At 72.4% G+C, this 23,973-nt stretch carries 22 protein-coding genes; 9 read left to right on the top strand and 13 right to left on the bottom strand.

Annotated features, from left to right (window positions below; genetic code table 11):
* Window positions 1–41 precede the first annotated feature (41 nt).
* Together ABD262_RS13710 and ABD262_RS13705 are read right to left on the bottom strand one after the other, a co-directional pair.
* Entirely contained in the window at window positions 42–1,001 is a 960-nt protein-coding gene (locus tag ABD262_RS13710) for a hypothetical protein (RefSeq protein WP_344137104.1), read from the bottom strand.
* Window positions 994–1,914, bottom strand: a complete 921-nt coding sequence (locus tag ABD262_RS13705; RefSeq protein ID WP_344137101.1) for an amidohydrolase family protein — start codon at window positions 1,912–1,914, stop codon at window positions 994–996. Before ABD262_RS13705 ends, ABD262_RS13710 begins: the two co-directional genes overlap by 8 nt.
* Before the next feature lie 127 nt (window positions 1,915–2,041).
* Here ABD262_RS13705 and ABD262_RS13700 point away from each other — a divergent pair, with 127 nt between their 5' ends.
* The 4 genes from ABD262_RS13700 to ABD262_RS13685 all read left to right on the top strand — a co-directional run bounded on the left by ABD262_RS13700 (window position 2,042) and on the right by ABD262_RS13685 (window position 7,008).
* Entirely contained in the window at window positions 2,042–2,512 is a 471-nt protein-coding gene (locus tag ABD262_RS13700; RefSeq protein WP_344137098.1) for a VOC family protein, read from the top strand.
* 241 nt (window positions 2,513–2,753) lie between these two features.
* The gene (locus ABD262_RS13695) at window positions 2,754–4,241 is read left to right on the top strand and encodes a DHA2 family efflux MFS transporter permease subunit (RefSeq protein WP_344137095.1); all 1,488 of its coding nucleotides are present in this window, start codon (window positions 2,754–2,756) and stop codon (window positions 4,239–4,241) included.
* 1 nt (window position 4,242) lies between these two features.
* Entirely contained in the window at window positions 4,243–5,343 is a 1,101-nt protein-coding gene (locus tag ABD262_RS13690) for a phosphotransferase enzyme family protein (RefSeq protein WP_344137092.1), read from the top strand.
* A gap of 9 nt (window positions 5,344–5,352) precedes the next feature.
* The gene (locus ABD262_RS13685; RefSeq protein WP_344137089.1) at window positions 5,353–7,008 is read left to right on the top strand and encodes a glycoside hydrolase family 13 protein; all 1,656 of its coding nucleotides are present in this window, start codon (window positions 5,353–5,355) and stop codon (window positions 7,006–7,008) included.
* Window positions 7,009–7,012: 4 nt separating this feature from the next.
* On the opposite strand, the gene ABD262_RS13680 is transcribed toward ABD262_RS13685, so the two are convergent.
* The 3 genes from ABD262_RS13680 to ABD262_RS13670 are packed head-to-tail and all read right to left on the bottom strand — an operon-like array spanning window position 7,013 to window position 9,778.
* Entirely contained in the window at window positions 7,013–7,846 is an 834-nt protein-coding gene (locus ABD262_RS13680) for an amino acid ABC transporter ATP-binding protein (RefSeq protein ID WP_344137086.1), read from the bottom strand.
* On the bottom strand, window positions 7,843–9,309 hold the full coding sequence (locus ABD262_RS13675) for an ABC transporter substrate-binding protein/permease (protein ID WP_344137083.1): 1,467 nt from the start codon (window positions 9,307–9,309) through the stop codon (window positions 7,843–7,845). The genes ABD262_RS13680 and ABD262_RS13675 overlap by 4 nt, the downstream gene beginning before the upstream one ends.
* A gap of 43 nt (window positions 9,310–9,352) precedes the next feature.
* On the bottom strand, window positions 9,353–9,778 hold the full coding sequence (locus ABD262_RS13670; RefSeq protein WP_344137080.1) for a VOC family protein: 426 nt from the start codon (window positions 9,776–9,778) through the stop codon (window positions 9,353–9,355).
* A 343-nt stretch (window positions 9,779–10,121) separates the two neighbouring features.
* Here ABD262_RS13670 and ABD262_RS13665 point away from each other — a divergent pair, with 343 nt between their 5' ends.
* Entirely contained in the window at window positions 10,122–11,390 is a 1,269-nt protein-coding gene (locus ABD262_RS13665) for a hypothetical protein (protein ID WP_344137077.1), read from the top strand.
* A gap of 13 nt (window positions 11,391–11,403) precedes the next feature.
* Here the strand turns inward: ABD262_RS13665 and ABD262_RS13660 are convergent, their stop codons facing one another.
* The 5 genes from ABD262_RS13660 to ABD262_RS13640 all read right to left on the bottom strand — a co-directional run bounded on the left by ABD262_RS13660 (window position 11,404) and on the right by ABD262_RS13640 (window position 16,527).
* Window positions 11,404–12,420, bottom strand: a complete 1,017-nt coding sequence (locus ABD262_RS13660; protein ID WP_344137074.1) for a GTP pyrophosphokinase — start codon at window positions 12,418–12,420, stop codon at window positions 11,404–11,406.
* Window positions 12,421–12,497: 77 nt separating this feature from the next.
* Window positions 12,498–13,058 carry a DinB family protein gene (locus ABD262_RS13655; protein WP_344137071.1) on the bottom strand — a complete coding sequence of 187 codons (561 nt, stop codon included), beginning with the start codon at window positions 13,056–13,058 and terminating at the stop codon, window positions 12,498–12,500.
* A 150-nt stretch (window positions 13,059–13,208) separates the two neighbouring features.
* Complete coding sequence (locus ABD262_RS13650; protein ID WP_344137068.1) at window positions 13,209–14,519, bottom strand: DUF4232 domain-containing protein; 1,311 nt, start codon at window positions 14,517–14,519, stop codon at window positions 13,209–13,211.
* 78 nt (window positions 14,520–14,597) lie between these two features.
* Window positions 14,598–15,086, bottom strand: coding sequence for a mycothiol transferase (locus ABD262_RS13645; RefSeq protein ID WP_344137065.1), 489 nt, complete (start codon window positions 15,084–15,086; stop codon window positions 14,598–14,600).
* 52 nt (window positions 15,087–15,138) lie between these two features.
* A complete protein-coding gene (locus ABD262_RS13640) occupies window positions 15,139–16,527 on the bottom strand; it encodes a flavin-containing monooxygenase (protein ID WP_344137062.1) in 1,389 nt (462 codons plus the stop codon).
* Window positions 16,528–16,602: 75 nt separating this feature from the next.
* Between ABD262_RS13640 and ABD262_RS13635 the strand changes: the two genes are divergently transcribed.
* Both ABD262_RS13635 and ABD262_RS13630 read left to right on the top strand, forming a co-directional pair.
* Window positions 16,603–17,526, top strand: coding sequence for a serine hydrolase (locus ABD262_RS13635; protein ID WP_344137059.1), 924 nt, complete (start codon window positions 16,603–16,605; stop codon window positions 17,524–17,526).
* 10 nt (window positions 17,527–17,536) lie between these two features.
* On the top strand, window positions 17,537–18,652 hold the full coding sequence (locus ABD262_RS13630; protein WP_344137056.1) for a DNA glycosylase AlkZ-like family protein: 1,116 nt from the start codon (window positions 17,537–17,539) through the stop codon (window positions 18,650–18,652).
* Window positions 18,653–18,680: 28 nt separating this feature from the next.
* Here the strand turns inward: ABD262_RS13630 and ABD262_RS13625 are convergent, their stop codons facing one another.
* Together ABD262_RS13625 and ABD262_RS13620 are read right to left on the bottom strand one after the other, a co-directional pair.
* On the bottom strand, window positions 18,681–19,718 hold the full coding sequence (locus ABD262_RS13625; protein WP_344137053.1) for a fatty acid desaturase family protein: 1,038 nt from the start codon (window positions 19,716–19,718) through the stop codon (window positions 18,681–18,683).
* Window positions 19,719–19,776: 58 nt separating this feature from the next.
* On the bottom strand, window positions 19,777–21,021 hold the full coding sequence (locus ABD262_RS13620) for a cysteine desulfurase-like protein (protein ID WP_344137050.1): 1,245 nt from the start codon (window positions 21,019–21,021) through the stop codon (window positions 19,777–19,779).
* 58 nt (window positions 21,022–21,079) lie between these two features.
* On the opposite strand from ABD262_RS13620, the gene ABD262_RS13615 reads away from it, so the two are divergent.
* Together ABD262_RS13615 and ABD262_RS13610 are read left to right on the top strand one after the other, a co-directional pair.
* Window positions 21,080–22,009, top strand: a complete 930-nt coding sequence (locus tag ABD262_RS13615) for a DUF429 domain-containing protein (RefSeq protein ID WP_344137046.1) — start codon at window positions 21,080–21,082, stop codon at window positions 22,007–22,009.
* Between the two features lie 13 nt (window positions 22,010–22,022).
* Complete coding sequence (locus ABD262_RS13610; protein ID WP_344137043.1) at window positions 22,023–22,724, top strand: nucleoside/nucleotide kinase family protein; 702 nt, start codon at window positions 22,023–22,025, stop codon at window positions 22,722–22,724.
* Between the two features lie 17 nt (window positions 22,725–22,741).
* Here the strand turns inward: ABD262_RS13610 and ABD262_RS13605 are convergent, their stop codons facing one another.
* Window positions 22,742–23,971, bottom strand: a complete 1,230-nt coding sequence (locus tag ABD262_RS13605; protein WP_344137040.1) for a glycoside hydrolase family 32 protein — start codon at window positions 23,969–23,971, stop codon at window positions 22,742–22,744.
* Window positions 23,972–23,973 lie beyond the last annotated feature (2 nt).

Below are 23,973 nucleotides of genomic sequence, written 5' to 3'. Positions count from 1 at the left end.
CCGGCTGGCTCGGGCCGCCGGTCCAGCCGGGCGCGGACCTCTCAGGCGTGCGGGCCGCCGTGCTCGGCCAGCGCCTCCTGCGCGGTATGCCGCGCCGCCTCCGCCGCCTTGCGCGCTCGGACCGCGTCGGTGACCGCCTCGAGGGCCCGCTCGTCGGCCGCCCGTGCCTTGGCCAGCTGCCGCTCGACCACCGCGAGCCGTTCGCGGGTCTCCTCCGCGCGCTCCCGCGCCCGGCCGACCTCGGACTCGGCGACCGCGAGCTGCTTCTCGGCCGCCTCCAGCGCGGCTCGGAGCTGGGCCTCGTCCGGGGCGTCACCGCCGTCGGCGTCACCGACCTCGTCGTCACCCCGCTCGTCATCACCCCGCTCGTCGTCGGCCTGGTCGTGCTCGCCCGCTCCGTGGTCGTCGCGGCGGCGGTCCCCGCGGGCGCGCGGGCCGGCACCGCCGCCCTTGACGACGGAGAGGATCGCCCCGGAGGTCGTGCGGACGACCGCCTCGGCGAGGTCCACCTCGCCGAAACCGCTGTAGGACAACGTCCTGGCGAGCTGTCCGGACGCCACGGCGGCCATGGCCTGCTCGTCGGCCAGGGCGGCGATCGCGGTTGCCCGCACGTCCTGCTGGGCCGCCGGGCTGCAGGTGCGCCCTGCGTCGGCGACGAGCTGCACCGTGGTCCGCACGACCTCCTCCAGGAGCTGGTCGCGTTCGGGGCGCAACGACGTCAGGGTCGCGGTGTCGAGCCGGCCCTGCGCCGCGCGCATCCGTCCACCGAGGTCGGCGAGGCCGTCGACGAGGTCGGGCGCCTCCCGGGCCAGGAGGTTGACCGCCCAGGCGGCGAGGCTGGGCTTGCGCAGGGCGCCGATCTCCTTGGCCACGGCGGGGTCGCCATCCGCCTTCTCGGCGGCGACCAGCCGCCTCCGCTCGGCCATGAAGTCCTCGGGCGGCACGGCATACAGGCTCCGCAGGGCTGCTGCGAGGGGGCCGACGTCAGGGACCTCAGGCATCGACGGCCTCCAGTCCGAGCAGTCGGGCACCGTTGTGCCACAACACCTTTCGCATCCACTCGTCGCCGAGCCCGAGACGGTGGAGGGCCTCGAGCTGGTGCGCGTAGGGGTAGGGGATGTTGGGGAAGTCCGATCCGAGGACGACCCGGTCGGCGAGGGCGCCGAGCCGTTCGACGTAGGAGGGCGGCAAGGGGGCGAACCGGTTGCTGAAGTCGGTGCCGGCCATCGTCGTGTCGAGGTGCACGCGGGGAAACGCCTCGACGAGGTCGGCGAAGGCGTCGTACTCACCCATGCCGAGGTGGGCCACCACCAGGGTCAGCTCCGGGAACCGGTCGAGGACCGCGGCGACGGCCTTGGGCCCGGTGTAGGCGCCCTCCTTGGGGGCCGACCCCGCGTGCAGCACGACCGGGGCACCGGCCCGCTCGAGTGCGCCCCAGGCCGGGTCGAGCAAGGCGTCGTCCGGGCTGTAGCCGCCGACCTCCACGTGCATCTTGAACAGCCGTGCCCCCGACTCCAGCGAGCGCTCCACCTGCTCGCCGACCCCGGGCTCGGGGAAGAGGGTCGCGCAGTGCACGGCTCCGTCGACGCGGGCCGCGAAGTCGGCGCACCAGTCGTTGAGCCACTGCGCCATCCCGGCCTTGTGCGGGTAGGCGAGGGCCGGGATCGCACGGACCCCGAGCGCTCGCAGCGTCGCGATGCGGGTCGCCTCGTCGTCGCGGTAGTGGATCGGCCACGGCTGGCCGTAGTGCTCGTCCGCCCGGTCGAAGTAGGCCCACACCTTGGCCAGCATCGGCTCGGGCAGGAAGTGCACGTGGACGTCGGCCAGACCGGGCAGGCCCAGGGCGCGCCAGTAGGCCGGGACGTCGGCGTCGGAGCGCGGCGCCGTGAGCTGCGACGGAGGTGACGGGACCACGGTGGCGACGCTACGGCATACCCGGCGGTGGTCCCGCGACGAGTTCCCGCGATGAGTTGTCGCGATGAGTTCCGGCGACGGGACCGGTCTGTCCCTTCACCAGCCACCCCGCCGTGAGGAGCCCGCCATGCCACGCCAGTACGTCTGCCTCTGGTTCGACCGCCAGGCCGAGGATGCCGCGAGGTTCTACACCTCGGTGTTCCCGAACTCGGGCATCGGGACGGTCTCGCGCTACCCCGACGACAGCGGGGAGCGCGCCGGGGAGGTGTTGACCGTCGCGTTCGAGCTCGACGGGGTGCCCTACGTCGGGCTCAACGGCGGCCCGCAGTTCACCTTCGACGAGGCCATCTCGATCACCGTCGAGTGCCGGGACCAGGCGGAGATCGACCACTACTGGGACGCGCTCACGGCCGACGGCGGTGAGGAGGGTCCGTGCGGCTGGCTCAAGGACCGGTTCGGGTTGTCGTGGCAGATCGTGCCCCAGGACTGGGACGCGATCTTCTCCACCGATCCCGACCGCGCCGCCCGTGTCTTCGCCGCGATGATGACCATGAAGAAGCTCGACATCGCCGCCCTCCAGGCCGCCGGCGCAGCCTGACCGGCTCCCACCTGCGGCGATGCCGACCGGGCTTGACCGCCGGGTCATCACCCGAAGAAATCCAGGTGTCGCTGTCGGTCGACGGGTCTAGGATTTTCCGTGCGTCACGCACCGTCGCGGGGGGGGCGCACCACGGCTCGAGCAGCACCCGGTCCAGACACCGCGCGCCCGGGCACCCACGCCTGAGAAGACAACACCGGCCTGAGCAGACTCCGCAGGCCCAGCTCCGAGAGGACTCCCAGTGTCAGCACCTGCCACGACACCCGTGGACTACCCCGAGAAGATCGACGCCGCCGTCCTCAAGGTCGCGGGTGTCGTCGTGCTCGGGGCGATCATGTCGATCCTCGACATCACCGTCGTCAACGTCGCGCTGCGCACCTTCCAGACGGCCTTCGGGGGCGCGCCGCTCGCCTACTCCAGCGTCGCGTGGACCGTCACCGGTTACACGCTCGCGCTCGCGACCGTCATCCCGCTGTCCGGCTGGGCGGCCGACCGGTTCGGCACCAAGCGCCTCTACATGTTGGCGATCCTGCTCTTCACCCTCGGCTCGCTCCTGTGCGCGGCGGCCACCTCGATCGGCATGCTGATCGGGTTCCGCGTGCTCCAGGGCCTCGGCGGCGGCATGCTGATGCCGCTCGGCATGACGATCATGACCCGCGCCGCCGGCCCGGCCCGGATGGGCCGGCTGATGGCCATCCTCGGGGTGCCGATGCTGCTCGGCCCGATCTTCGGCCCCATCCTCGGCGGCTGGCTGATCGACCACTTCAGCTGGCACTACATCTTCCTGATCAACGCCCCGATCGGGCTGGTCGCCCTGGTCTACGCACAGTTCGCGCTGGCCAAGGACAACCCCCAGCCCTCCGAGTCGTTCGACTTCGTCGGCATGCTCATGATGAGCCCCGGTCTCGCGCTCTTCCTCTACGGCGTCTCGTCGATCCCGGGTGAGGGCGGCATCGGTCACGCCAAGGTGCTCGTGCCGGGCTTCGTCGGCCTGGCGCTGATGGTCACGTTCGTGCTCTACAGCTTCCGGCCCCGGCACCCGCTGCTCGACCTGCGGCTGTTCAAGAACCGCAACCTCACCGTCTCGACGATCACGATGTTCATCTTCGCGGCGTCGTTCTTCGGCGGGCTGCTGCTGGTGCCCCAGTTCCTCCAGCAGGTGCAGGGCGAGACGCCGCTCAGCGCGGGCTGGCTGGTCGCCCCCCAGGGTGTCGGCGCCATGCTCACCATGCCGATCGCGGGCACCCTCGTGGACAAGTTCCCGGTCGGGCGGATCGTGCCCTTCGGCCTGGTGCTCATCATCGGCGGGATGTTCGCCCTGACCCAGATCGAGGCCGACTCCTCGCACTGGGGCTTCCTCATCCCCGTGCTGTTCGTCATGGGGCTCGGCATGGGCGGCACGATGATGCCCATCTTCACCACGGCCCTGAAGACGCTCACCCACCACGAGGTCGCCCGCGGGTCGACGCTGCTCAACATCACCCAGCAGATCGCGAGCTCGGTCGGCGTGGCGCTGTTCTCGGTGGTCCTGACCAACGCCCTCAAGGACAACCCACCGACCAGCCCGGCGCAGGCACCGGTCGCGGCGGCGAGCGCGTTCGCGCACACCTACTGGTGGGCGGCGATCCTGGTCAGCCTGACCCTGATCCCGGCGTTCTTCCTGCCGCGCAAGCGCGAGGTGTCGCACCTGCTCGACGACCAGGAGTTGCCGCCGGTGGTGGTCCACTGACGTGGACCTCCTCGGCCGGGTCCGCGAGGACTTCGGCATCCCGCTGATCGGCGTCCGACCCACCGGGTTGGGCGCCGATCCGCGTGCCTCGCTGTTCCGCGGCGAGACCGCAGACGGCACCGCGTATGCCGTCAAGTCCGGCCCCGCACCCCAGCCGGGTCTGGTGGTGGCCGACTTCCTGGCCGGTCGCGGGGTACGCGGAGTGCCCGCTCCGGTCCGCACCCGGACCGGCGGGCTGGTGGCAACCGACGACGACCGGACCGTCAGCGTGGTGCCGTGGGTCGACGGCGATCGGGCCATCGAGGTCGGGCTGACCGCCGCCCAGTGGCGGAGCTTCGGGGAGCTGCTCGCGACCGTGCACGCGACGGCTCCGGGACCGCCCCTGGTGGGGGTGCCGCCCGGCCTGCGGGTCGACCGGCACGACCCGAGCTCGGAGGTGGGGCGGGCCCGGGCGTTCCCTCGACAGCTCGCCGCAGCTGTGGCGCAGGCGCCGTCGGACCCGCTCCTCGCCGAGCTGGCAGCGGTGTGGGACACCGGCGGCCACCGGGTGCTGGAGGTGGCAGCCCTCGCCGAGTCGACGGCGCGCTCGTCGGTGTGGGCCGGGACCGAGCCGGTGGTCTGCCACGCCGACCCCCACCACGGCAACCTCCTGCTCGAGCCCGACACCTTCGCGGGCGCCGGTGACGGTGTCTGGCTGGTCGACTGGGACGACGCGGTGCTCGCCCCGCGCGAGGCCGACCTGATCTTCGTCGTCGGCGGGGTCTTCTCGTTCGCCCCCATCACCTCGAGTGAGGTGGACTCGTTCTTCGAGGGCTACACCCCCGCATCCGGCGGTGTGACGCGCCGAGACCTCGACCTGACTCGGCTGACCCACTACCGCAGCACCCGCGCCCTGACCGACTTCCTCGACTTCGCCGACGACGTCCTCGACCTCGCCGTCGAGGCCGACCCCGGCCTCGACGGCGACGTCGGTGTCGGCCCCGCCGGAGACCCGTGCGACCGAGAGGCCGGACGCGCGGCGGCCCTGCGGATCGCGACCGGGGCCCTGTCTCCCGAAGGGCTGGTCACCATCACCCTGTCGGAAGCTGCTGCAGGGCACTAGGTTCGGCCTGTGGCACACAACGAGGAGTCGGGCCCTCCGCAGTCGTGGTGGCGCTCGGCCGTGATGTACCAGGTGTATCCGCGGAGCTTCGCCGACGGCAACGGTGACGGCGAGGGCGACCTGCCGGGCCTGCGCGCCAAGCTCCCCTACCTCGCAGACCTCGGCGTCGACGGTCTCTGGATCTCGCCGTGGTTCCCGTCGCCGATGGCCGACGGGGGCTACGACGTGAGCGACTTCCGCGGCATACACCCGATGTTCGGCACGCTCGAGGATGCCGACGCCCTGCTGCGGGAGGCGCACGAGCTGGGCCTGCGGGTCATCATCGACCTGGTGCCCAACCACACCTCCGACCAGCACCCGTGGTTCCTCGCGGCGCTGGCCGCCGCCCCGGGGTCGGCCGAGCGGGCCCGGTACTTCTTCCGCGACGGGCGGGGCGAGTCCGGCGACGAGCCGCCCAACAACTGGATCAGCGCGTTCGGCGGGCCGGCCTGGACGCGGGTCGCCGAGCCCGACGGCTCGCCCGGTCAGTGGTACCTGCACCTGTTCGCTCCCGAGCAGCCCGACCTCGACTGGAGCAACGAGTCGGTGCTGGCCGACTTCGACGACGTGCTGCGGTTCTGGTTCGACCGTGGGGTCGACGGGCTGCGGATCGACGCGGCGCCCGCGATGTCGAAGAAGGCCGGGCTGCCCGACGCCGACTACGGCGGGGTGCTGCAGTTCCGGACCGTCGACTGGGACGACAACCCGCACTGGGACGTCGACACGGTGCACGACATCTTCCGGCGCTGGCGCGCGATCGCCGACACCTACGACGGCGACCGGGCCTTCGTGGCTGAGGCGGTCGTCAGCACCCCGGAGCGGCTGGCCGCCTACCTGCGCCCCGACGAGATGCACACGGCCTTCAACTTCCCCTACCTCAAGGGGCCGTGGGAGGCCGGTCCGCTGCGCGAGGTCATCGACGCGACGCTGTCGTCGTTCGAGCCGATCGGGGTGCCGTCCACCTGGGTGCTGACCAGCCACGACGAGATCCGCCCGGTCACGCGCTACGGCCGCGCGACGACGAGCTCCTACTTCATCTCCGACGGTGCGGGCGAGGTCTCCGACCTGGCCCTCGGCACCCGCCGGGCCCGAGCGGCGGCGATGCTCATGCTGGCGCTGCCCGGCGGCGCCTACGTCTACCAGGGCGAGGAGCTCGGCCTGCCGAACGTCGACGACCTGCCCGACGAGGTGCTCCAGGACCCGATGTTCCTGCGCAGCGGCGGTGAGCTGCGTGGCCGTGACGGCTGTCGGGTGCCGCTCCCCTGGAGCGGGCAGGAGCCGCCCTTCGGGTTCTCACCGGACGGCGTGACGCCGTGGTTGCCGCAGCCCGCGTCGTGGCGTGACCTCACCGTCGAGGCGCAGGACGGCGACCCGGCGTCGATGCTGACCCTCTACCGGGACGTGCTCCGGCTGCGAAGCGAGACCCCGGGTCTGCACGCCGCGGGGCTCGCCTGGCGCGAGTCGGCGCCGGACGTCCTCGACTTCGACCGCGACGGCGCCCTGCGCTGCGTCGTCAACCTGTCCTCGGAGCCGGTCGACCTGCCGGCCGACCGGGTGCTGCTGTCGAGCAGCCCGCTCGAGGGCGGGCAGCTGCCACCCGACACCACCGCCTGGGTCCGCCCCTGACCGGTCAGATGGGTTCGAGGAGGCGCGTCAGGAAGGTCCTGGTCCGCGGATGCTGGGGATCGGCGATGACCTCCTGCGGTGGGCCCTGCTCGACGATCAGGCCGCCGTCGATGAACAGCACCTGGTCGGCCACCTGTTGGGCGAACCGCAGCTCGTGCGTCACGACGACCATCGTCCAGCCCTCTGCGGCAAGGTCCTTCATCACCCCGAGCACGTCACCGACGAGCTCGGGGTCGAGGGCCGAGGTGGGTTCGTCGAAGAGCACCAGGTCGGGACGCAGGGCGAGGGCCCGGGCGATGCCGACCCGCTGCTGCTGGCCACCGGACAGCTGGAACGGGTACTTGTCGGCGTGCTCGGAGAGCCCGACCTTCGCGAGCAGCTCGCGCGCTCGCGCCGTCGCCTCCGCCACCGGCTCGCCCTGCACCACGACCGGTCCCTCCGTGATGTTCTCGAGGGCGGTCTTGTGCGGGAAGAGGTTGTGCGCCTGGAAGACCATGCCGCTGTGGCTGCGCAGCGCCATGAGCTCGGCGCGCTGGGCCTTGGGCAGGCGGCCCCGCGGCCCCGGGTGGATGCCGGCGAAGTCGACGGTGGTGCTGCCGATCCGCACCACTCCCCGGTCGGGGACCTCGAGCGCGTTCAGCGAGCGCAGGAGGGTCGTCTTGCCCGATCCCGACGGACCGATCACGCAGGTGACGGTGCCGGAGTCGACGGTGAAGGAGACGTCCTCGAGGACGACGTGGTCGCCGAAGGACTTGGCCAGGTGCTCGACCTGGACGAGGTGACCGCCCGATGCCGGGACGGGGGTGCGGCCGGACGCTGGGCCGGTGGAAGTGCTCATGCGGCGACGAACCTGTTCAGTCGGGTCTCGGTGCGGGACTGGATCACGGACAGCACGAGGCAGATCACCCAGTAGTAGACGGCGGCCATGCCGAACAGGGCGAGGAACTCGAAGGTCGGTGCGGCCGCGAGCCGGGCCTGCTGGAACAGCTCGGTGACGAGGATGACGGCTGCCAGCGAGGTGTCCTTGACCAGCGAGATCAAGGTGTTCGACAGGGGCGGGACGGCAGTTCGCGCCGCTTGGGGAAGGATGATCCGGCGCAGGGTGGTCGAGTAGCCCATGCCCACCGTGGAGGCCGCCTCCCACTGCCCCTTGGGCAGCGACTCGACCGACGAGCGGACGATCTCCGCGGCATACCCTCCGACGTTGACGCTGAAGGCGATCACCGCGGCGAGGAAGGGCTCGATCTTCACGCCGAGCTGGGGCAGGGCGTAGAAGATGAGGAAGAGCTGCACCAGCAGTGGGGTGCCGCGGATGAACGAGATGTACAGCCGTGCCAGCCCCGACACGACAGGCTGCTTCGACATCCGCATCAGCCCGACCACCAGGGCGATCACCATGCCGATCGTGAAGCTGATCGCGGTGAGCGGGATGGTCTTGGTGAGGGCGGCCCTGACCATCGGCCACGCGTTCTGCCGCATGATCTGCCAGGTGCTGGTCTGCTTCGCCTCGGCCCCGAAGTACTTCGCGTAGATCGTGTCGAGCGTGCCGTCGGCCCGCAGGTCGGCGATCGCCTTGTTGAGCTGGGGCAGGTAGCCGGAGTCCTTGCGGGCGGCGAACACCGACTTGCTCACGTCGTCGGTCTCGGCGACCACCTTCACCCCGGCGTCGGGCTTGGTGGCGAGGTAGTTGCGGATCGCCAGCTTGTCGTTGACGAGGGCGTCGACGCGTCCCTGCTCGAGGTTGTCGATCGCGAGGGCCATGCTGTCGACCCCGACGATCGTGGCCCCGGCTCCCTTGGCGACCTCCGCCCAGTTGCTGGTGATGTTCTCGGCCGCCCGCTTGCCCTTGAGGTCGGCGATGGTCTTGATCTGCGACTCGCCCTTGCGCACTACGAGGACCCCGGTCGTCTCGACGTAGGAGTCGGACAGGTCGTAGCGCGCGTTGCGCTCCTCGTTGAAGGTGATCTGGTTGGCCACGACGTCGAAGCGGCCGGCCTCCAGCGCTGCGAACATCGAGTCGAACGGCGTCTCGACGTACTCGACCTTCACTCCGAGGTGCTTGCCGATGGCGTTCATGACGTCGATGTCGTAGCCGGTGAGGCCGCTACCGGTCCCGCCGTGGTAGCTGAAGGGTGGGTAGACCCCCTCCGTGCCGACCTTGAGGACCTTGGGTATGCCGTCCTGCACAGCCTGCTGCGCCGCGGCCGGCGCCGCCGCGGAGGCCGGCAGGGCGGAGGCGGGCACGGCGGCATACAGCAGACCGATCAGGACGGCGGCCAGAGTGGCGGATGCCCGTTTCACCCTGTCAACGTAGTCGCGGCGTCAGGGGCGCGCTGCCCCGCGTTCAGCCGTCGGACTTCGGGCGGGCGCCCGCGATGTTCACCATCCAGCCGATGCCGAACCGGTCGACACACATGCCGAACTCGTCGCCCCACATCTGCTGCTCGAGCGGCACCTGCACCTGCCCGCCGTCGGCGAGCTCGTCCCAGTAGCCGTGCAGCTCGTCGGCGTCGTCGCCCGAGAGGCTGATCGCGATGGTGCTGCCGGGGTGGTGATCCATCCCGGGTGGGGTGTCGGCGGCCATGATCGTGTAGCCGCTCGGTGACTCGAGCTGGCCGTGCATGATGCCGTCGGCCCCGGGCTGGCTGGGGTCTCCGTACTCGCCGAACGTGCTGACCGTGAGGTCGCCGCCGAAGACGCCCTGGTAGAACTCGAGCGCGGCGCGGGCGTTGTCCTTGAACTGGATGTAGGGGTTGAGGCGAGAGGCCATCGGGTGCTCCTGGGTCCGGGGAAAGGTGATGCTCGGCACGATAGACCGGCGCACCGACGGCGTCAGGAGGTCGGGCGACCGGGTGGCTCGGCCCGAACAGGGACAGCCCGGACGGCTCGGCCACCCGCCGCCGGACCGGCTCGGCACGGCTCCCCCAGATGCACGAGGACAGGGTCGAGTGCGTGTGGACAATGAGAAACATGGCTTCGGGGAGTCCGCCACCCGCCAGCTGTCCCATCGGGCGGCAACCACAGGCACTCGCACCGGTCTTCCACGGCACGCAGGGCCCGAGCCGTGGTGCGACTCCGGCTCCCCCGCCCCGCGGGACGGCTGAGGAGGACCGATGACCGGCGACGTGATGGCTGTGCGGGACGCCGTGGTGCTGCAGACCAGCTTCCTGGCGCTGCGCCGCACCGTCGCCGCCGTCCAGGCCGACTGCGCGGAGGTCGCCGAGACGCTCGAGGCGCTCGAGGAGGCCCTCGGCGTGGTGACCCAGGGTGGTGGTGCGGGCGGTGGCGGGGGCGTCCAGGCGCTGGCGGGGTTCGGGTTGATCGGCCTGCCGATCGCGGGGGCGGTGCGGGCGGTGAAGGGGTTGGCCAGCCAGTACGTCAAGCAGCAGACCGGGGTGCCGCTGAGCACCTGGGCGGCCTTCGTGACCTCGGCCTCCGGGGAGTTCCAGGCCTACCTCGCCGAGCTCGACCGGATCAGCGACCTCGCGGAGAAGCAGCGGCAGTCACCGGACGGCGAGGTCGACGCGACGCGGATGCGCAAGGACCTCAAGGTGCTGGCCGACGTGCGCTGGCGGACGGCCGCCTGGAAGGCGGTGCTCGGCCGGGTGGCCCAGCTCGGGCAGGTCGTCGACGCGATCCTCCAGATCGACGTGCAGGCGGTCGAGGCAGAGAGCGGCGGGGCAGCCGAGCCGGCCGCGCCCGAGGCCAGCACCGGCCTGGCCGGGTTGTCCGGTTTCGGAGGCACCCTGCAGCGGCGGATCAAGGACGTCCAGCACCGCACCACCGATCGGTCCTCCGACCTGCGCGAGTGGGTCATGCGTCCGTTCCTCGACGTGCGCGACCGCGTGCGGCTGCTCCCGACCCAGGTCGGGCGGCTGGCCCAGGAGGTGGGTCTGCTCGAGCTGTTCCTCGAGCTGGAGACGGCCGAGCTGAGCTGCCTCGCGGGGCACCTGGGCGCGGACGAGACTCGGATCGTGCGGTTGCGGGTCGCGGCCTCGGTGCTGCTGCCCGAGCTGGTCCACAACCTGGGGGTGGCCCGGACGACCGTGACCGAGGTCGAGGGCTACCAGCGCCGGCTGGAGGCAGGGCGGCTGGACGGCACGGTCGCAGCGGTGGCCCACGCGCGCCTGTCCGCCGAGTACGCACAGGACCTCGAGCGCGCCCGGGTCGGGCTGGCGGACCTGGAGGGCCAGGCCGAGGTGTGGCGTCGTGATGGCCCGGAGATCCTGCGTGCCTGCGACGAGTGGGCCACCACCGAGCTCGACGTGCTGGCTGCCCGACGGATCGCGGAGCAGGCCGACAAGGCGGCTGACCGGCGCACCCTGCTCGAGCGCGAGCGCAGCCGTCTCGTCGAGGCACGGGCGCTGCTCGCCACGATCTAGCGGCGGCGCCGAGTCAGACCGCGCGGAGCTTGTCGAGCCGGGCCCGCAGGGCGGCCTCGCGGTGCCCGTTGCCGTGCAGAGCGAGGTAGCGCGAGCCGTAGACCGCGAGCAGCGCGTCGTCGAGACGACGCACCGCGCCGGCCGGGTAGCGGTAGCCCATCCGCGCGTTGATGCCCTCGAGGTCGATCGACGACAGCAGCCCGCCCAGCTCGTCGAGCGAGGTGATGCCCAGCTCGAGCAGCAGCCCCGAGATCCACGCGTAGTGGTCGGTGCGCGACCAGCCGGCGTCCTGGAACTGGCCCGCGAGGAACGTCGCCAGGTCGGAGGCGCTGATGCGGGGGTCGTCCTCGTCGATGGTGAGCCGCTGCCCACCCATGGTGGCCTGCAGCGTGTCGCGGATCTCGGAGAACTCGCGGTCGGCCAGCTCGAGCAGCCCTGCCGCCAGGGTGAACCGCCGGTCGAGGTCGGGCACGTGCTCTTCGGGGATCGTGCCCTTGTAGCGCACGTCGTGCTCGAACTCGGCCCATGCGTGCTGGAGGATCGTGCGCACCTGCACCGAGGCGCTGCGCCCCTTCAACGTCTCGTATGCCGCGGGCACGCCCTTGACCGGGTCGACCGCCACGAGCAGGTGGCGGCTGGAGTAGCCGAAGCGGCCCTGGCGGGCCGTCTCGCGACCCATGTCGCGGTCGTCGAGCACGCTGAACTGGTCGGACAGCAGACCGGCCACCGCATCGACGTCGCCGTGCAGGTAGGTCACGACGCGCACGCCGATCTGGTCGGTGATCTCGGTGAGCGGGTCGGAGTAGACCGGGGCGCCGTCGAGCATGCGGCCCGCCTTCGCGGCGAACGAGGCCACCGACTTCGTGCGGCCGGTGACGCTCACGTAGTTGATGCCCGCGTCGTCGAGCAGTGAGGTGACGAGCGAGACGAACTGTTCGGTGGGCACGCGCAGGTCGGGCTGCATCGCGGCATACCGCTGCACGGCATCGTGCACGGTGGTCGGTTCGGGTGCCGCAGCCTCGTTGCTCACGCCCACAGGCTATGGGTCCCTGGCTCGTCACACGCTTATCGGGCCGGTGGGAGTGAGGGGTGGCGGCCGGGCCGGAGCTACTGTCCCGTGCGGCCGTCGATGCGTTCGCGGATGAGGTCGGCGTGCCCGCAGTGCCGGGCGTACTCCTCGATCATGTGCACGAGCAGCTCGCGCACCGTGATCGGCCCGCGGGTCGCATGGGTGCTGACGACCTCGAGCGACTCGGCGCGCTCGACGAACTCCACGGCATACGCGACCTCGCGACGCCACGCCTCCCACGCCTCGGCGACGACGACATCGTCGGCCACCGCACCGTCGAAGTCGGCGTCGCGCTCGTCGTCCTTGCCCCAGAGCCGCGGCACGTCCTCGTTGACCATCGTGATCCGGAACCAGGTCTGCTCGACCGCGGCGAGGTGACGCAGCAGCCCCAGCAGCGACATGGTGGACGGCTCGACCGAGCGTCGCGCCATCTGCTCGGCGTCCAGGCCCTCGCACTTCATCTCGAAGGTGAGGCGAAAGTGCCGGAGGTACTCCACGAGCACGCTGCGCTCGTCGGTCGCCGTGGAGGTGGCCGACTCGCGAGGGTCGTCCTCGGGGTCGACCCACAGGTCCGGGTACTTCTGCGCCTTGGAAGCCATGGTCCCGATCATGGCGGAGCCAACGGTCCGGACCAACTGGGATTCAGTCGCCGGGATCCGTCGCCGGGGTCCGTCGCCGGGGTCCGTCGCCGGGGTCCGTCGCCGGGGTCCGTCGCTGGGAGGCAGTCGGCACGGGTCACGTCGACCGGGTCAGTCCACTCGCGGACCCCACGGGGTGACGTCGACCTCCGCGTGCTCGATGACGTCGACGAGGTAGGGGTCGCCGGGGAGCTCGAGCCGGGCCGGCGCTCCGCGGCCGAGGGCCAGCACCACGGTCTGCGGGGTCGACTGGTCTGCTGCGTTGCGGTAGCCCTTCCACCACCACCCGAACACCGCGCCGCCGCCCGGGGCGACGCCGACCCGCTGGGGCGTCAGCGGCAACCCCTGGTCGCTGCGTGCTGGGTGGCCGACCACCAGGCGCAGGTCGGCCCCGCCCTGCAGCAGGCGAAGCTTCGGGTAGCCCTCGACCCAGCAGGCGGTGGCCGAGCCGTTCGTGGCGACGATGGTGACGGAGGAGTCGCCCATCGCGGAGTCCCATCCGGTGGCTTCGAGGGTCAGGTCGGTGGACCCGCACGGCCGGGCAGCCTGCACCGGTGCGGGGGTCGGCCGGGGAGTGGGGAGGGGGTCGGGTCGCCCCGGTGGTCGGGGACCGGGCTCCGGCGGAGGAAGGACCGCGGACGAGACGGCCGAGGGCACCTCCGGGTGGAACTCGTCGCGCAGCGACCGGACCGAGTCGCGGCCCTCGTCCGTGACTCCGACCAGCACGGCACCCACGAGTACGGTCACGACGACTCCCGCGACGGCGGCGGCCGGACCTCCGCCGACCGGCATACGGGCCACGGCGGTGACGAGGACCACGCTGGCGAGCACAAAGAGCGGCGGCAGGACGAGGCTCCCCTTGCCCTCGAGCACGTAGACGAGGGCGAAACCCAGCAGGGCGGCCAGGGTCGCGGCGAGGGCTGCCGCTCCGGACACGAGGAGGGTGGCCCCGGTGGCCTCGCCCGGGTCAGCCCGCCGGTGCACCCGGTCAAGCCCCCAGGTCAGCCCGACCAGCCAGCAGGCGACGACGGCGACCAGGAGCGGCGCGCCCCCGAACAGCCAGAAGACCGAGCTCGCCACCAGCCAGCCGAGCCACGCGAAGGTGACCAGGAACGCCAGGCCCGTGTGCCGGACCCCGGAGAACCCGCCGACCTGGTCGGGCACCGGTCGTCGGCGCCACGACCGCCTCGTGAGGACGACCACGAGCCCCAGGACGGCGAACGACGCCGAGGCGAGGTACCAGCGCGACAACCCACGTCGTGCCACCGCGATGGCCCGCTCGTCGCAGAAGCCACGGCTGCGACACGGGTCGTCGCCGAACACGGTGACGTACTGCGCGTACTGCCAACCCACGACGAGGAGGCCGACGAGTCCGACCAGCACCGCGATCCTCGGTGCCCAGCGCCGCACCATCTCGCTCATCCCCCGACGACCCCCACCCGACCACCCTAAAGGACCGGAATGTCCGGTTGGCGACGCCGGAGCCGAGCCGCCGATCCGCTAGGTGACGACCACCCACTGCTTGCCGTCGACCAGCTCGCGGGCCGCGTCGGCGTGACCGGCGTGCGCGGCCGTCTCGACCATGAGGTGCAGCACCACTTCGCGGACCGTCTGCAGCCACCGCTCACCCATGAAGTCCGGCCACCACGCCGGCGGCGCGTCGAGGTCCGCTGCAGCGAGCGCGGCGTCGGCGAGCTCGGCCTCCCGCAGGTAGAGGCCCCGCACGTCGGCGACCGACAGCTCGTCGGGCACCACCCAGGCGTTCTCGCTGAGCCCCGCGATCGCCTCCGCCTCGCCGGTCACCACGGCTCGCACCCAGAACCGCTCGTCGTCGAGCGCGAGGTGGTGCAGGAGCTGGACCGCGGACCAGCCGGACGGCAGCACGGCGCGTCGCATGTCCTCGTCGCTGAGACCGTCGAACGCAGCGAGCACGTGGCGCCGCTGGCCGCGGAGGTAGTCGAGGAGAAGGGCGAGGTCGGGTGAGGTCACCTCGCGAACCTAGCGGCACCCCCGGTGGCTCGCCCCGGGACCGCTTCGGGCGTCACGAGGCAGGGCCGGCCGTCGTCCGTGCGCGAGCGGCTCCGCGGCGGATCTCGCGGCGCAGGTCCCAGAGGTAGTGGTCGAAGTCGACCTCCATGGTGTGCCGCACGGAGGAGTAGAGCTGCCGCTTGTTGCGCTCGTGGTCGGCCCGCATCTGGCGACGGACCTCGGAGTCCGGCGGTGGGGCATAGCGGCCCGTGAGGAGCTGCGCGACCCACTCCCCCTGCGCCTGGGCCAGCGGCATGACGGCGCCGACCGGCTGCACGAGCCCGATGAAGTAGAGGCCCGGCAGGTCGGGGTGGAGGGTGCGCTTCCACAGGGGTAGGTCGTTGTCCTTGGCCGACACCAGCGCCGGGTCGAGGAACGGGAAGCTCACGCGGTAGCCGGTCGCCCAGACGATGAGGTCGGCCGGCACCCGGCTTTCGTCGGCGAAGACCACGTGGTCGCCGTCGAGCCGCTCGATCGCCGGGCAGGGGACGACCCGGCCGGTGCGGAGGGCGTCACGGATCCCCTCGGACTGCACCGGGTGCGACTGGCCGGGCTTGTGGTGTGGTTGCGGCAGGCCGAGCCTCGCGACGTTGCCGGACAGCAGCGCCCCGATCCGCAGCCGCAGGGCGGTGGCCCACCAGGGCAGCCAGCCGGGCAGCACGACCTGGTCGGCCGGACGGCCCAGCGCGAACTTGCGCAGCACCCACTGCCCGCGGCGTTGCGAGAGGTTGGCCGACCTGGCCACCTTGCCCGCCTCGACGGCGATGTCGAGCGCCGAGTTGCCCGAGCCGACCACGACGACGTCGCGACCGGCCAGCTGGGCGCCCGAGCGGTAGTCGTGGGCGTGGAGCTGCTCGCCGTCGAACACCCCCGGGTACGGCGGGTTGGGCCAGCGCGGGTCCCAGTGGTGGCCGTTCGCGACGAGCACGGCGTCGTACTCGCGCACGTGGTCACCGTCGGGGCCCGTGGTGCTGACCAGCCAGGTGCCGCCCGGTCCGCGTGCGACGTCGGTCACGGTGGTGTGGAACGTGATCCGGTCACGGAACCCGAAGTGGTCGACGTAGGCGTTGAAGTAGGCGGCCACCTGGTCGTGGCGGGCGTACGGCGGGTAGTCGTCGGGCATCGGGAAGTCGGAGAAGGCCATCCGCGGGCCGGACGTGTTGATCTCCAGCGTCTCGTAGCAGGCGGACAGCCCGTTCGGGTTGTCGTAGACCCAGTTGCCACCGACGACGCTGCCCCGCTCGAAGCAGTCAAAGGGGACTCGAGCGGTGTAGAGCGCCTTGGCCGCGGCGAGCCCGGAGGACCCGGCGCCGATGACGCACGCCCGGGGCAGCCTCGGGTCGGGCGGGATCGGCCTGCGCACGGGTCGAGCCCGATGGCTCTGCTTCACGAGGTAGGGCACGGCGCGATTATCGCCGGAAAGCGCAGGGCCCTCCACAAAGCCCGTGGACGCCGGCGCGGGTTACCCTCGGTGACCATGCGGCACACCGTGTGGTTGGCAGCTGCCTGTCTCGCGCTCAGCGCGTGCACGGGCGCGGCGCAGACCCCGCGGGCGGCCACCACCTCCGGGACGACGCCGACGAGCAGCCCCACGACGGCCCCGACGACCAGCTCCACGCCGACCAGCCCCACGACCACCAAGGCCAAGCCGGTCAAGACGTCCCGACCGCCGGCGCCCAGACCGTCCTCCGCCAAGCCGTCCACGGCCAAGCCGCGCACCAGCCTCGAGGGCGACACCAACGACGCGTTCGCGTTCGCGCCGCTGGGCAACCCGGGCAACGTCACGGTCGAGGGATCGGTGTCCAGCTACAAGGCCTGGTCGACGTCGAAGGTGCTCGTGGTCGCCGCGTTCCTCGACACCGCCTGCGACGGCGATCCGGCCAGGGCCAGCGCGCAGCAGAAGCGCTGGGTCACGGCCGCCCTCACCGCCTCCGACATGGATGCCGTGATCGCGTTGCGCGAGGACATCCCCGGCAGCCCGGGGGCTGCCATCACCAAGGTGCTGCGGTCGATCGGAGACACCCGCACGGTCGCCCCCGACGCCTCGCAGGGCGGGATGCAGTGGACCATCCGCCAGCAGGTGCGGTTCATGGCAGCGCTGAGCTCCGGGCGCGTGGTCTCCAAGGCGGCGAGCGCCTACATCCTGTCGTCGATGCGCCCGATCCCGGCCCACCGCTGGGGGCTGGGCACCATCGGGGCCGGCCCGTTCAAGGGTGGCTGGCTGCGCAGCGACACCGTCACCCGCCAGATGGGCATCGTCGACGGGTATGCCGTGGCGATCATCACCGACGCGGTCGGGCCTGCCGTGCGGCAGACCGACGGCGACTCGGCGCACGTGGAGCAGATGAACTACCTCGCGAAGGTGCTCCAGCGCCGGCTGGCCCTCGAGTCCCGCGGCTGACGGGGCCGACGTGGGAGAGCTCCGGCTGTCGCGGGCCGAGGCCCGCCGGATCGCGGTCCGTGCCCAGCTGCTCGACGACCCGCGCCCGACCGGGCTGCTCGACGTGGTGCGGCGGCTGGGGGCGGTGCAGGTCGACCTCACGGCGGCTGTCGCGCCCAGCGCCGACCTCGTCTGCTGGAGCAGGCTCGGCGCCGGCTACGCGCTGGGCGAGCTCGACGACCTGTTCCAGGAGCGGGCGGTCGTGGAGCTGAAGGGGTTCCTGCGCCCGGCCGAGGACATCGCGCTCTTCCGGGCCGAGATGGCCCAGTGGCCCGGGGTGGAGCCGCTGCGCGACTGGCAGATGGACGTCGCCGAGTGGGTGTCGGCCAACGACGAGTGCCGGCTCGACATCCTCGACCAGCTCGAGTCCGAGGCGCCCCTGCCGGCTCGGCGCCTCCCCGACTCCTGCGTCGTCCCCTGGCGCTCGACCGGCTGGACCAACAACAAGAACACCCAGCGGATGCTCGACTTCATGGAAGCCCGCGGAGAGGTCGCGGTGGCGACCCGCGAGGGGCGCGAGCGGCAGTGGGACCTGGCCAGGCGGGTCTACCCCGACGCCACCGGCGAGCCGGAGGTGCCGGCCGAGGAGGCCGTCGTCGAGCGCGGCCGCCGCCGGCTGGCCGCGCTCGGGGTGGCGCGGGCCAAGGCCGTCGAGGCGTCGGCCGAGCCGAGCGACGTCGGGTCGGTGGGCGAGGCTGCGGTCATCGAGGGGCTGCGCGGGCAGTGGCGGGTCGACCCGGCCCAGCTCGACCGTCTCAGTGCACCATTCCACGGCCGCACGGTGCTGCTGTCGCCGCTCGACCGGCTGGTCTTCGACCGCAAGCGGATGACCGAGCTCTTCGACTACGACTACCAGCTGGAGATGTACAAGCCGGTCGCGAAGCGCCGGTGGGGCTACTGGGCCATGCCGATCCTGCACGACGACCGACTGGTCGGGAAGCTCGATGCCACCGCCGACCACGCGGCCGGGGTGTTGCGGGTCGCCGCGGTGCACGAGGACGCGCCCTTCTCCCCGGCCGTGCGCGAGGCCGTCGACCACGAGGTCGCCGCGCTCGCCGCGTGGCTCGGCCTCACCGTCGCCCGCTGAGCGACGCGCCCCTGGGCGTGCCTCCGGCTCAGGTGGCGGTGCGCAGCGGGGCGCCGACGGCGTGCAGGTGGCGCAACACGTCGGCATACGACGACCGCGCGGACGCCTCGACGTAGGGGACCGCATCGCGCTCGCACAGGGCCCGCACGATGACCTGCGCCCTCGGGAGGTTCGCCCGCGCCATGCTCGGGAAGAGGTGGTGCTCGATCTGGTAGTTCAGCCCGCCCAGGGCCCAGTCCACGACCGGGCCGCCACGGATGTTGCGTGAGGTCAGCACCTGCCGCAGGAACGGGTCGGCCTCGTCGGCGCGCGACAGGACCGGCATGCCCTTGTGGTTGGGCGCGAAGGAGACCCCGAGGTAGATCCCCCGCAGCCCTTGGTGGATGGCCACGAAGACCAGCCCCTGCGCCCACGTCATCGTGGTGACCACGAGCGTGAGGTATGCCGCGGTGTGGACGACGATGAGCGCGACCTCGGCCCAGCGGTGGCGCAGCCCGGGGCGGAGCAGTGACCGGATGCCGGCGACGTAGAGGTTGACCGCCTCGAACGTGAGCATGGGGAAGAACAGCCAGGCCTGGTGGCGGGTCACCAGGGCAGCCAGCCCGCGGCGTCCGCGGGTCTGGCTGGTGTCGAAGATCAGCACTCCCGCGCGGACGTCGGGGTCTGTCTCGAGGTCGTTGGGGTGGGCGTGGTGGGCGTTGTGCTTGTCCACCCACCAGCCGTAGCTGAGGCCGCTGAGCAGGTTCGCGTGCAGGAGGCCGAGCAGGGTGGCGGTCCGAGCCCGTCGCGAGACCTGGCGGTGCGCGATGTCGTGCCCGAGGAAGCCGATTTGCACCGACACGACGGCCAGGACGGCGGCCCAGGGCAGCACCCACCAGGAGTCGCGCCACACCAGCAGGGCGGCGAGCACGACCAGCAGGGCGACGGCGTTCACCGCGAAGTGGACCAGGTAGGGGCCCAGGCGGCGGTCCATGAGCCCGGCGGCCCGGACTGCTCCGACGACCTCCGGGTACAACGGGCGCGGGGCGGTGGGGGTCGTGCGGGCGGGGGTGGGAAGAGTGCTCATCCCGGACTCCTGGACTGGTGGTGCGCCACCGGGTCCAGGGCAGCCTTCGGGCTCCACTCTACGCGCGATCTCGTGCGCCGATCGCCCGCAGGCCGGTCAGGAGACGGTCGAGGTCGTCGTCGTTCGAGTACGACGCCAGACCCAGCCGCAGGCCCCCCGTGTCACCGAGGCCGAGGGCCCGCGACGCCTCGAGCGCGTAGAAGTGCCCGGCCGGAGCGTTGACGTCGAGGCTGGCCAGCTGTCGTGAGACGTCCTTGCTCTCGTGGCCGGCAAGCGTCAGCAGCAGCGTCGGCGTGCGGCGGGCGGCCCGTGAGTGCAGGGTCACGCCCGGGAGCGTCGACAGGTCGGCCTCCAGGCGCCGGCGCAGGGTGAGCTCGTGCGCCCCGACGGCCGCGAGCGAGCCCGCGAGGCGTTCGCGCCGCGACCCGTGGCCGGGCACGATGCCGGCGATCACGTCGATGGCGGCGGTCACGCCGGCCATCAGCTCGTAGGGGAGCGTCCCCAGCTCGAACCGCTCGGGCACGGCGTCGGACGACGGCACCAGCTTGTCGGGGTGCAACGACTCCAGGAGCTCCGGGGCGGCAGCGAGGGCGCCGCAGTGCGGACCGAAGAACTTGTAGGGGGAGCAGGCCACCAGGTCGGCGCCCATCGCGACCCGGTCGACGACGCCGTGCGGCGCGAGGTGGACCGCATCGACGTAGAGCAGCGCGCCGACGGCGTGGGCGATGGCGGCGATCCTCGGCAGGTCGGGCATCGTGCCGATGAGGTTCGAGGCAGCGGTCACGGCGACCACCCGGGTGCGCTCCCCCACCACTGCAGCCACCGCCTCGGGCTCGAGCTCGCCGGTGCGCGGGTCGAGCTCTGCCCAGCGGACGGTGGCGCCGACCTGCTCGGCCGCCAGCACCCACGGGCGGATGTTCGCGTCGTGGTCGAGCCGGCTGACGACCACCTCGTCGCCGGGACCCCACGAACGCGCCAGGGTGCGCGCCATCTCGAAGGTCAGCGAGGTCATGCTGCGCCCGAACACCACGCCCCCGGGGTCGGTGCCCATCAGGTCGCCGAGCGCCTCCCGCGCGCCACGAACCGCCGCGTCGGAGTTGCGCTCGGCCAGGGTGACGTCCCCGCGCGTCGACATCGGACGGGTGAGCTGACGGGCGATCGCGTCGGCCACGGCCTGCGGCGTCTGCGAACCCCCGGGACCGTCGAAGTGCGCGGCTCCCCCGTGCAGCGCCGGGAACTGGGCACGCAGCGCCTCGACGTCGAACGCGGGTGGGCTCTGGGCGGTGAGGGGGTTCGACGTCATGTCTGGCACTGTTTCACCCCTGGCATGTTTCACCAACGACGACGAAAGGCGGTCAGCGGTGGCGGACGAGGCCCCCGGGCTGTCGGCACGCCTGTCCGAGCAGGCGGACGCCCTTGCGCAGCTGCTCGCCACGTCCGGCGGAGCGGACCCGGGCGAGGTCGAGCGGGCCGTGTCCTCGGTGACGACCACCCTGCGGCAGCTCGGCGACACCCTCGGCCTCGACGTGGGTGCCGCGCTCGCGGCCGGCCCCCCTCAGCCGGTCGACGACGGTCCACGGCCGTTCCCACCGCTCGAGGTGACGGTGCCCGTGCTCGGTGTCGACGCCTGCAAGGCGGGCTGGGTCGGCGCGATCCTCGAGCCCGGCGCCCCCCGCCCGCGCATCGCGGTCGCCGCGACCATCGCCGACCTCGTCGAAACGGTGCGCCAGTCCCTCGGCATCCAGGCCGTGGCCATCGACATCCCGATCGGCCTCCCGGACGACACGACGCGCCAGGCCGATGCGATGGCGCGAAAAGCCCTGCGCGGCAAGGCTTCCTCGGTCTTCACGACCCTGACGCGAGCCGCCTATGCCGAGGCCACCCGCCAAGACGCCGACCCCGTGAACCGCGCGCTCACCGGTCAGGGCGTGGGGGCGCAGGCGTTCGGGCTGCGAGCCAAGATCATCGAGGTCGACACGTGGGTGAGGAGCCGGCCCACGGTCACCGTCATCGAGGCGCACCCCGAGCTCAGCTTCGCCGTCATGGCTGGCGCCCCCATCGTGGCGGGCAAGAAGACCGACGCGGGCCGGGTCGCGCGGCTGGCCGCACTGGCCGCCGCCGGCCTCGCCTCCCCGTCGGTGCTCAACGGCAGTGGGTATGCCGCCGACGACGTCCTCGACGCCTGCGCAGCCGCCTGGACGGCGGCCCGCCGCATGAACGGCGAGGCCCACCCGCTGCCCGATCCGCCCGAGACCTTCTCGGACGGCATACCCGCCGCGATCTGGGTGTGATGACATGGGGCCCATGACTTCCGGGGACGGCGACCGCGACGCCACTGACCTCGCCACTGACCTCGCCGCGCTCGTCGAGCGCGCCCGTGGCCTGGTCGCCCGCACGGCGGCTGCGGGTGGCGGGCGCGCGGTCCTCGGCATCACGGGAGCACCCGGCGCGGGCAAGACCACGCTCGTCGCACGGCTCGTGGCCGAGCTGGCGGAGCACCCGCCGGACGGCGCGGCGGCAGACTGGGTCGCCCACGTGCCGATGGACGGGTACCACCTCGCCGACGCCCAGCTCGACCGGCTCGGACTGCGCCACCGCAAGGGCGCCCCCGAGACGTTCGACGCCGCCGGGTATGCCGCGATGCTGGAGCGGGTGCGGACCGACACCACCGAGACCGTCTACGCGCCGGGGTTCGAGCGCGACCTCGAGCAGCCGATCGCCGCGGCGCTGGCCGTGCCCCCGTCTGCGCGGCTGGTCATCACCGAGGGCAACTACCTGCTGCTCGACGAGCCCGCGTGGCGTCGGGTCCGGGCGGCGATGGACGAGGTCTGGTACTGCGACCTCGACGAGCAGACCCGGCTCGAGCGGCTGGTGGCCCGGCACGTGGCCTTCGGCAAGGAGCCCGACGCCGCGGCGCTCTGGGTGGACCGGGTCGACCAGGCCAACGCCGCACTGGTCGCGGCCACCCGAGCCCGTGCCGATCTCGTGGTGACGACGCCTGCCTAGCCCCGGGCGCGGCTGCCTCAGTCGAGCCAGCGAAGGTCTGCACCCTGCGCACGGTCGTCCCACCACGTGGGGCCTGGGAGGGCATGGGCGAAGGCACCGCCCGACGTCAGCACCTCGATGCACGGGCCGTCCACGAGGACCTGCACACCCCGGGGTGAGGCCTCGATCGCGACCACCTCGGCGCCGGCCTCCACGACCACCTTCCCCTCCTCGTGGGACACCGTCAGGGCGGCCGTGCCGCGGGACGTCAGTCGCACCGGCCCGTCGCCCAGGTCAGCGGGCTCGGCGATCGCCGCATTGGCGGCGTCGCGGCGCTCGCGACCCCTCGTGGCCAGGGCCGGGTGCAGGCGCAGGCGCAGGCGTCCGTCGACGAGCTCGAGGCGGTGGACCACGCTCAGCGCCCCGGCCCGACCGGCCGACCGGTCGAGGAGACCGCGGATCCAGAAGACCAGGCAGGGCTGACCCTCGGCATCACTGAAGGCGGCCGGGGCGTAGTAGCCCTGACCCACCGTCAGCTGCTGCCACGACCTCGGGCTGAAGGTCGGGCCCTCGGTCGTGCCGAGGGCGGCCACGACGTGGTGAAGGGCATCCTCAGCCCACACCGAGGCCACCAGCACCCGAGCCCCGCCGGCCGTCACCAGCTGCGGGCACTCCCAGAGGGTGCCGGTCCAGAGCGGATCGGTGAGGGCGCTGGACCTCGAGGCGGCGAGGCCTTCGTAGGTCCACTCGGACAGGTCCGGGGAGGAGAAGGAGGTGGCCGCCGCCTGGTTGCCGCCGAGGGAGGTGCCCACGAGCATCCGCCACACCGCGCCGTCCCGGTAGACGAACGGGTCGCGGAACGCCGTGACGTCGGCTCCCGGCGGGGCCGTCACGACGACGTCGCCCTTCACCCAGGAGCCGGGCGAGAGGTCGGGGCTGTCCGCCCACCGCACCCGCCCCATCGGGAGGTCGTCCAGGGAGACGGCCGTGTAGAAGACCCGGAACCCGCCGTCGTGGCGCACCATCGAGCCGGACCACACCCCGTCGTCCTCGCCGTCGGGGGCGAGCGCGATCCCGCGGTACTCCCAGTGCACGAGGTCGTCGGACACCGCGTGACCCCAGTGGCAGTGGGGGGCCCACTCGACGGAGTCCGGCACGTACTGGAAGAACAGGTGGTAGCGCTCACCGTCCCAGGTGGGTGCGAGCGGGTCGTTGACCCAGCCCCGGTCCGCCGTCAGGTGCAGCGCGGGCCGGAGCTCGTCGGCCACCA

Origin of the sequence: Pedococcus bigeumensis, assembly GCF_039531795.1 — a bacterium.
Lineage (GTDB): Bacteria > Actinomycetota > Actinomycetes > Actinomycetales > Dermatophilaceae > Pedococcus > Pedococcus bigeumensis.
Note: the sequence above shows the minus strand (reverse complement) of the source record. Positions and strands in the feature narration are given on the sequence as shown.